The organism is Neisseria weixii (assembly GCF_042658245.1).
Taxonomy (GTDB): Bacteria; Pseudomonadota; Gammaproteobacteria; order Burkholderiales; family Neisseriaceae; genus Neisseria; species Neisseria weixii.
In genome coordinates this window covers 35,745-42,760 of sequence record NZ_JBHSPY010000017.1, presented here as the reverse complement: position 1 = coordinate 42,760, position 7,016 = coordinate 35,745, and the positions used below count along the sequence as shown (strand labels likewise).

At 47.1% G+C, this 7,016-nt stretch carries 5 protein-coding genes and 2 pseudogenes; 5 read left to right on the top strand and 2 right to left on the bottom strand.

Going from position 1 to position 7,016, the window contains the following annotated elements:
- Nucleotides 1–61: 61 nt before the first annotated feature.
- Nucleotides 62–214, bottom strand: a pseudogene (locus ACFPVS_RS08910) (helix-turn-helix domain-containing protein); the annotation flags it as partial.
- A gap of 99 nt (nt 215–313) precedes the next feature.
- On the opposite strand from ACFPVS_RS08910, the gene gloA2 reads away from it, so the two are divergent.
- The 4 genes from gloA2 (at nt 314) to ACFPVS_RS08890 (ending at nt 3,942) form a co-directional block, all read left to right on the top strand.
- Nucleotides 314–691: an SMU1112c/YaeR family gloxylase I-like metalloprotein gene (gene gloA2, locus ACFPVS_RS08905; RefSeq protein ID WP_096295373.1), complete on the top strand. Its 378-nt coding sequence runs from the start codon at nt 314–316 to the stop codon at nt 689–691.
- 147 nt (nt 692–838) lie between these two features.
- Nucleotides 839–2,743: an ATP-binding cassette domain-containing protein gene (locus ACFPVS_RS08900; RefSeq protein ID WP_096295374.1), complete on the top strand. Its 1,905-nt coding sequence runs from the start codon at nt 839–841 to the stop codon at nt 2,741–2,743.
- A gap of 676 nt (nt 2,744–3,419) precedes the next feature.
- Nucleotides 3,420–3,587 (top strand): hypothetical protein, encoded by a 168-nt coding sequence (locus tag ACFPVS_RS08895; RefSeq protein WP_198345248.1) that lies wholly within the window; start codon nt 3,420–3,422, stop codon nt 3,585–3,587.
- A complete protein-coding gene (locus ACFPVS_RS08890) occupies nt 3,547–3,942 on the top strand; it encodes a Dps family protein (protein ID WP_198345249.1) in 396 nt (131 codons plus the stop codon). The genes ACFPVS_RS08895 and ACFPVS_RS08890 overlap by 41 nt, the downstream gene beginning before the upstream one ends.
- Before the next feature lie 374 nt (nt 3,943–4,316).
- Here ACFPVS_RS08890 and mpl read toward each other — a convergent pair whose 3' ends face one another.
- The gene (gene mpl, locus ACFPVS_RS08885) at nt 4,317–5,696 is read right to left on the bottom strand and encodes a UDP-N-acetylmuramate:L-alanyl-gamma-D-glutamyl-meso-diaminopimelate ligase (RefSeq protein WP_096296130.1); all 1,380 of its coding nucleotides are present in this window, start codon (nt 5,694–5,696) and stop codon (nt 4,317–4,319) included.
- A 184-nt stretch (nt 5,697–5,880) separates the two neighbouring features.
- Between mpl and ACFPVS_RS08880 the strand changes: the two are divergent.
- A pseudogene (locus tag ACFPVS_RS08880) lies at nt 5,881–6,937 on the top strand (S-(hydroxymethyl)glutathione dehydrogenase/class III alcohol dehydrogenase).
- Nucleotides 6,938–7,016: the final 79 nt, after the last annotated feature.

The window sequence follows — 7,016 nt, the reverse complement described above, 5'->3', positions numbered from 1 at the left end:
TCATGCCATATTTGGCTTGTTTGAAACGGTTGTTGGTGCTGTTTTGCGGTGCGGGAAGTTACAGCCGTGCGGCCTTAAGGATACGGTAAATGGTGACCCTGCTGACTTGGTATTGCCGAGCCAGTGAAGTAACGGTAATTTTATCCTGTGTATAGGCGCGCCAAACGGCTTGGCGTTGGTGCGGAGTAAGGCGGGTGTTTTTGTGGATGTTCATGGCAGAATTGTCTTTCAAATACTGTAAAAAACGCTAGCTTTTCTTAGTCTGAAACTTCTTTTTCAGACGGCCTCATTAAAAAAAGAGAACCATTAAACCATGCGCCTACACCACGTCGCCTTAATTTGCTCTGATTACCCGCGAAGCAAACATTTCTACACCGAAATCTTAGGCCTAAACATTCTCGCCGAACACTACCGCGCCGAACGTGATTCCTACAAATTGGATTTAGGCATCGGCTCGCATTATGTGCTGGAGCTTTTTTCCTTTCCCAATCCGCCGCCGCGCCCAAGTTATCCCGAAGCCTGTGGCCTGCGCCATTTGGCCTTTGCCGTAAATGATGTTGCCGCCAAACGCGATGAATTAAGCAAAAAAGGCATTGCGTGCGAAGACATCCGCATCGATGAATACACCGGCAAAGCATTTTTCTTCTGCCAAGATCCCGATGGCTTGCCGATTGAGTTTTATCAGGAATAGGCTAGGCCGTCTAAAACTTCGTTTTCAGACGGCCTGAGACCTTTGTAAACCCCCGATGGAGATTTTTCAAAGGGCTCAACCTGTCACCTTATAAACCGCTGCAAAATCAGTTAAAATACGCCCTTTCTGTACTTTACCGCTACCGTTATGAATATTCTGCAAGTTGAAAACGCTTCTTTCGCCGTCGGCCATGTCGCTTTATTGGACAAAGCCGCTTTCCAGCTCGACAGCGGCGAAAAAATCGGCTTAATCGGCCGCAACGGTGCGGGCAAATCTTCGTTTTTAAAAATTCTCGCCGGCGCGCAAAAACTGGACGATGGCCAGATTATTCTGCAAAACAACCTGAAAATCGTTTATGTGTCGCAAGAATCGTTTTTCGATAACGCGGCAACGGTGTTTGATATTGTGGCTGAAGGCTTGGGCGAAATGCGCGGGCTGTTGAGCCGTTATCACCAAGTCAGCCATCAGCTGGAAAGCAGCAGCGATGAAAGTTTATTAAAAGAACTCAACGAATTGCAGCTGAAAATCGAAGCACAAGACGGCTGGAAACTGGATGCAGCGGTAAAACAAACCATCAGCGAACTGGGCTTGCCGGAAGACGAAAAAATCAGCAACCTTTCCGGCGGTCAGAAAAAGCGTGTGGCCTTGGCGCAAGCATGGGTACAAAAGCCCGATGTGTTGCTGCTTGATGAGCCGACCAACCATTTGGACATCGACGCGATTATCTGGCTGGAAAACCTGCTGAAAAACTTTGAAGGCAGCTTAGTGGTGATTACCCACGACCGCCGCTTTTTGGATAATGTCGCCACCCGCATTGTCGAGCTCGACCGCGGCACGCTGCGCTCCTATCCTGGCAGCTTTTCCAAATACAGCGAAAAAAAAGAGCAGGAATTGGCCGTTGAAGCCGAACACAACCGCTTGTTCGACAAATTACACGCGCAAGAAGAAGCGTGGATTCGCAAAGGCATTGAAGCCCGCCGCACGCGCAACGAAGGCCGCGTTCGCCGTTTGGAAGAATTACGCCGCCAACGTGCCGAACGCCGCAATGTGCAAGGCCAAGTTAACTTCAAGCTCGACAGTGGTGAAAAAAGCGGCAAAATCATCGCTGAATTGGAACACGCATCTTTCCAATACGGCGACAAAGTCATTATGGACAAATTCTCCGCCATTATTCAGCGCGGCGACAAAATCGGCTTAATCGGCTCCAACGGTATCGGCAAAACCACGTTTTTAAAACTGATTTTGAGCGAATTGCAGCCTACTTACGGCCGCATCCGCATCGGTTCCAAGCAGGAAGTGGCCTATTTCGACCAATTCCGCAGCGCATTGAACGAAAACGACACCGTGTTTTACACGCTCGGTCAAGGCAATGATTTTGTTGAAATCGGCGGCAAAAAACGCCATGTGATGAGCTATTTGGAAGATTTCCTGTTCCACCCTGCGCGCGCGCAATCACCGGTTTCTTCACTCTCCGGCGGCGAACGCAACCGCTTGTTACTGGCAAAATTATTCACCAAACCGGCCAATATTTTGGTGCTGGACGAACCGACCAACGACTTGGATATCGACACGCAAGAATTGCTGGAAGAGCTGCTGCGCGATTATCAAGGCACGGTGTTTTTGGTCAGCCACGACCGTATGTTCCTCGATAATGTGATTACACAGAGCATTGTTTTTGAAGGAAACGGCCGTCTGAAAGAATACATCGGCGGCTATGAAGATTATCTCGATGCCAAAAAGCGCGAGCAAACCCTTCAGACGGCCTCAGCGCCGAAAGCCGCAGCCGAGCTGGTGAAAGAAAAGCCTAAAGCCAACCGCACGGTCAAACTTTCCTACAAAGAACAGCGCGAACTCGATGCCCTGCCCGAAGAAATTACGGCCTTGGAAAAGGAGCAGGCCGAACTCAACGTTCAGCTTTCCGACCCCGACATCTTCAAAGATTACGAGAAAGCCGGCGCATTACAAGCACGTTCGGAAGAAATTGAAATGCTGCTGTTGGATAAACTGGAATTGTGGGAACGTTTGGAAGCCAAGCAAAATGGTGTACAGTAAGGTTGTCCGCTCCAGTCAACATGCCGTCTGAAACGTTTCAGACGGCATGTTTTGATTTCAAGATCGCTTTTAAAATCATCCTTAGTCCTTTAAAAAATAATCGTAAACTGAGGCCTTTACAAAATCGCCATCTTTGGCACATTTCTTCGTTCAAAGCAAGGCTGCAAAAGGTTATTAGGGCGGTTGATGGCGTCCCAATGCTGATGGATGATGCGGTTATCGGGAATTGATTGACATGGGTTTTGCAAAGTATCTCCGAGTGCATCAACGTGACAATGAATTTACCCTTAGTGCGCAGCATATAAAACGGTATCGAATTCTTCTGCGGCAATGCCAAGCACCGCTTGGTACAATTTAATGCTGCAGCAAAACATACGTTTTAACTGCACCTGAAAGAAACCGAATTCGGGTTCAATGACCGGCATAATTTTGTACAAAGAGCTGTTGTGAATGTTGTCCGAGAGCCCCTTAAAATAGGTTTTGCTTCCTAAGCCCCTATATTATTAATGTAAATCATATTATAAAAAGTATTTTTATACTGAAAATTTGTCAGGTTAAGATTTGGAAAAATCCTTGATAAGTCCAAGCCATAGGACTACATTAACCTTATATTTCAAGAATCAATGAAGTTTAGCGGCTACATCTGTTTATCTATTTACTTAAAGGAAAAATCATCTTGGCTAAAGCAAAAAAAGAGAAAACTGCTGCAGAAGAAAAAGTGAAAACCAACCAAATCGGTTTGGAAAAAAGCGAAACTGCACCGATTAATGAGAAGTTAAATTGCTCTGTTGTCAAGCTATCATGTGTTTTATCAAAATGTGCGCGGCTATCATTGGAATGTTAAAGGCGAGCATTTTTTCTCACTGCACACCAAATTTGAAGAACTCTATACCGAGCTGCAATTGCAGATTGATGAAATTGCCGAGCGCATTTTGACGCTGGCAGGCACACCGCTGCATGCTTACAGCGACTTTACGAAATATTCTTCTATCAAAGAAGATAAGAATGTGTTTGACGGCCGCGAATGTGTAGAAGGTCTGGTCAGTGGCTTACAGGAACTGATTGAAGAGCAACGCTCTGTGATTGAAGCGGCAGGCGAAGCCGGTGATGAAGGCACGGTTGATTTGATTACCGGCTATGTACAGGCGCAAGAGAAATTGATTTGGATGTATAACGCTTTCTTAGGCGTGAAGAAGTAACTAATATATTGTTTTTTAAATAGATGAAAAGCCGTCTGAAATTTTCAGACGGCTTTTTTTTACTTTTAAAACATTGATTTAAGAAATTTGAGAAATTAGCTTATTTGATTTTCATTGGACTTCATTTTAAGAAGCTTAATCAGAATTAATCGTCAGTAAAGCAATTATGACTGGTTCAGCCCCTATAAATCCACCAAATAATGCATCCATTTCAGATTGAGGGTGTATGTATTAACTAACCACCTAATCAAAAATTACTGTTAACAATCTGTCAATTGTACAAATAGCAACTACAAAAAAGCCAATCAATTACTTCTGATATATTTTCTAAATATGATGTTTCACATCCTTCAAACCAATCTATCAGAAAAAATTCACGCCGCTAACGCTGCTAAAATTTTATCGTGAATGCCACCAAAGCCACCATTGCTCATCACCAAAATCTGATCACCGCTTTGCGCGTGTTTCACAATCTTGACTACGAAGGCATCAAAATCTTGACCAACATGCAGTTTGTCGCCCAGCGGCGCCAACGCTTCAGCTACATCCCAATCCACGCCACCGGCATAGCAGAATATTTGGTCGGCTTCGCGCAGGCTTTCGGACAGCGCGGCTTTCATGGTGCCCAGTTTCATGGTGTTGGAACGTGGCTCCAGCACGGCTAAGATGCGGGCGTTACCCACCTTTTGGCGCAAACCGGCCACGGTGGTGGTAATCGCGGTCGGATGGTGGGCAAAATCGTCGTAAACAGTCACGCCGTTAACCGTGCCTTTGATTTCCATGCGGCGCTTCACGTTTTGGAATTGGCCTAAGGCTTCGCAGGCCGTCTGAACATCCACACCGACATGACGTGCGGCAGCAATCACGGCCAATGCGTTCATGCGGTTGTGTTCGCCCAATAATGCCCATGCAATGTGGCCGACTTGTTCGCCTTTGAAAAATACGTCAAAGCCACCCTGCTCGTCTGCTTCACCAATTTGCCAACCGGCTTGGTTGCCGAATAGTTCGACCGGTGTCCAGCAGCCTTTGTCTAAGGTTTCGTGAATACTTTCTTCGCGACCGTTGGCAACAATCAGGCCGTCTGAAGGCACCGTGCGCACTAAGTGGTGAAACTGGGTTTGAATTGCGCCCAAATCGGTAAAAATATCGGCATGGTCAAACTCGAGATTATTCAAAATCGCCGTGCGTGGGCGGTAATGCACGAATTTGCTGCGTTTATCGAAAAACGCCGTATCGTATTCATCGGCTTCAATCACGAAAAACGGCGATTTACTGTTTGGGTCTTGATGCGGAGTTTGCGGTAAACGCGCCGACACGCTGAAATTCTGTGGCACGCCGCCAATCAAAAAGCCCGGCGCCAAACCTGCATATTCCAACACCCAAGCCAGCATAGATGCTGTGGTGGTTTTGCCGTGTGTACCTGCCACGCCCAAGACCCAATGATGATGCAACACGTTTTCTGCCAACCATTGCGGGCCGGAAATATATGGCAAGCCACGGTTTAACACCGCTTCAACCACGTCCATGCCACGCTTGGCGACATTACCAATCACATACACATCGGCTTGAAACTCATCCAACTGCGCGGCATCGAAACCTTCGTGCACATCAATGCCCAAGGCTTCAAGTTGCGTACTCATCGGCGGATACATTTTGGCATCGCAGCCGCTGACTTTAAAACCTGCTTCTTTGGCAATGGCTGCTACGCCGCCCATAAATGTGCCGCCGATTCCGATAATGTGAATGTGTTTCATGATGCAAATATCTTGTTCAAAAACGCTCATTATAGCGGAAATCGGCTTAAAAGGCCGTCTGAAAATATGAGAAGCGTTTATATGGAGTATAATGTTCAGACATAATCACAACAGAGAGAGCCAACCATGAAATTTATCAAAAACCCGCGCTGCCGTTGCTTGGGCGCCCAATGAGCCCTTAAAAATCGAAGAATTAGATTTAATGCCGCCACAAAAAGGCGAAGTGTTGGTGCGCATTGTCACCACCGGCGTGTGCCATACCGACGCTTATACGTTTAGCGGACAAGATTCGGAAGGCGTGTTCCCTTGCGTATTAGAGCATGAAGGTGCCGGTATTGTCGAAGCAGTCGGCGAAGGTGTTACCGGTTTTGCCGTTGGCGATCATGTGATTCCACTTTACACCGCCGAATGCGGCAAATGCAAATTCTGTACTTCAGGAAAAACCAACCTGTGTTCGTCTGTCCGCACCACCCAAGGTAAAGGTTTGATGCCCGATGGCACAGTGCGCTTTTTCAAAGACGGCCAGCCGATTTATCACTATATGGGCACATCGACCTTCTCGGAATACACCGTTGTTGCCGAAGTGTCTTTAGCCAAAATCCAACCTGAAGCCCCGATTTAAAAGAAGTCTGCCTGCTCGGCTGTGGCGTGACCACCGGCATGGGCGCAGTGATGAACACGGCCAAAGTAAAACGCGGCGACACTGTAGCGATTTTCGGCTTGGGCGGCATCGGCTTGGCTGCCATTATCGGCGCACGCATGAGTGGCGCAAGCCGCATTATCGGTATCGACACCAATCCGTCTAAATTTGCTTTGGCAGAGAAACTTGGTGCTACCGATTTTATCAACCCGAAAGATTTCGATAAACCGATTCAAGAAGTAATTATCGAGATGACCGATGGCGGTGTGGATTATTCGTTTGAATGTATCGGCAATGTGGAAGTAATGCGCGCGGCTTTGGAATGCTGCCACAAAGGCTGGGGGGGAAAGCATCATTATCGGTGTGGCACCGGCCGGAGCGGAAATTTCCACCCGTCCGTTCCAATTGGTTACCGGCCGCGTATGGCGCGGTTCAGCATTCGGCGGCGTAAAAGGCCGCAGCGAATTGCCGGGCATTATCGACCAACATGCGCGGCGAATTTGCCTTGAGTGATTTCATTACTCACACCATGCCTTTGGACAACACCGCGTTTGATTTGATGCACGAAGGTAAATCGATTCGCAGCGTGATTCATTATTAATCGGGCAATATGAATAAAAAGATAGGCCGTCTGAAAGTAATTGCTTACTTTCAGACGGCCTTATTCATGGAATATTAAT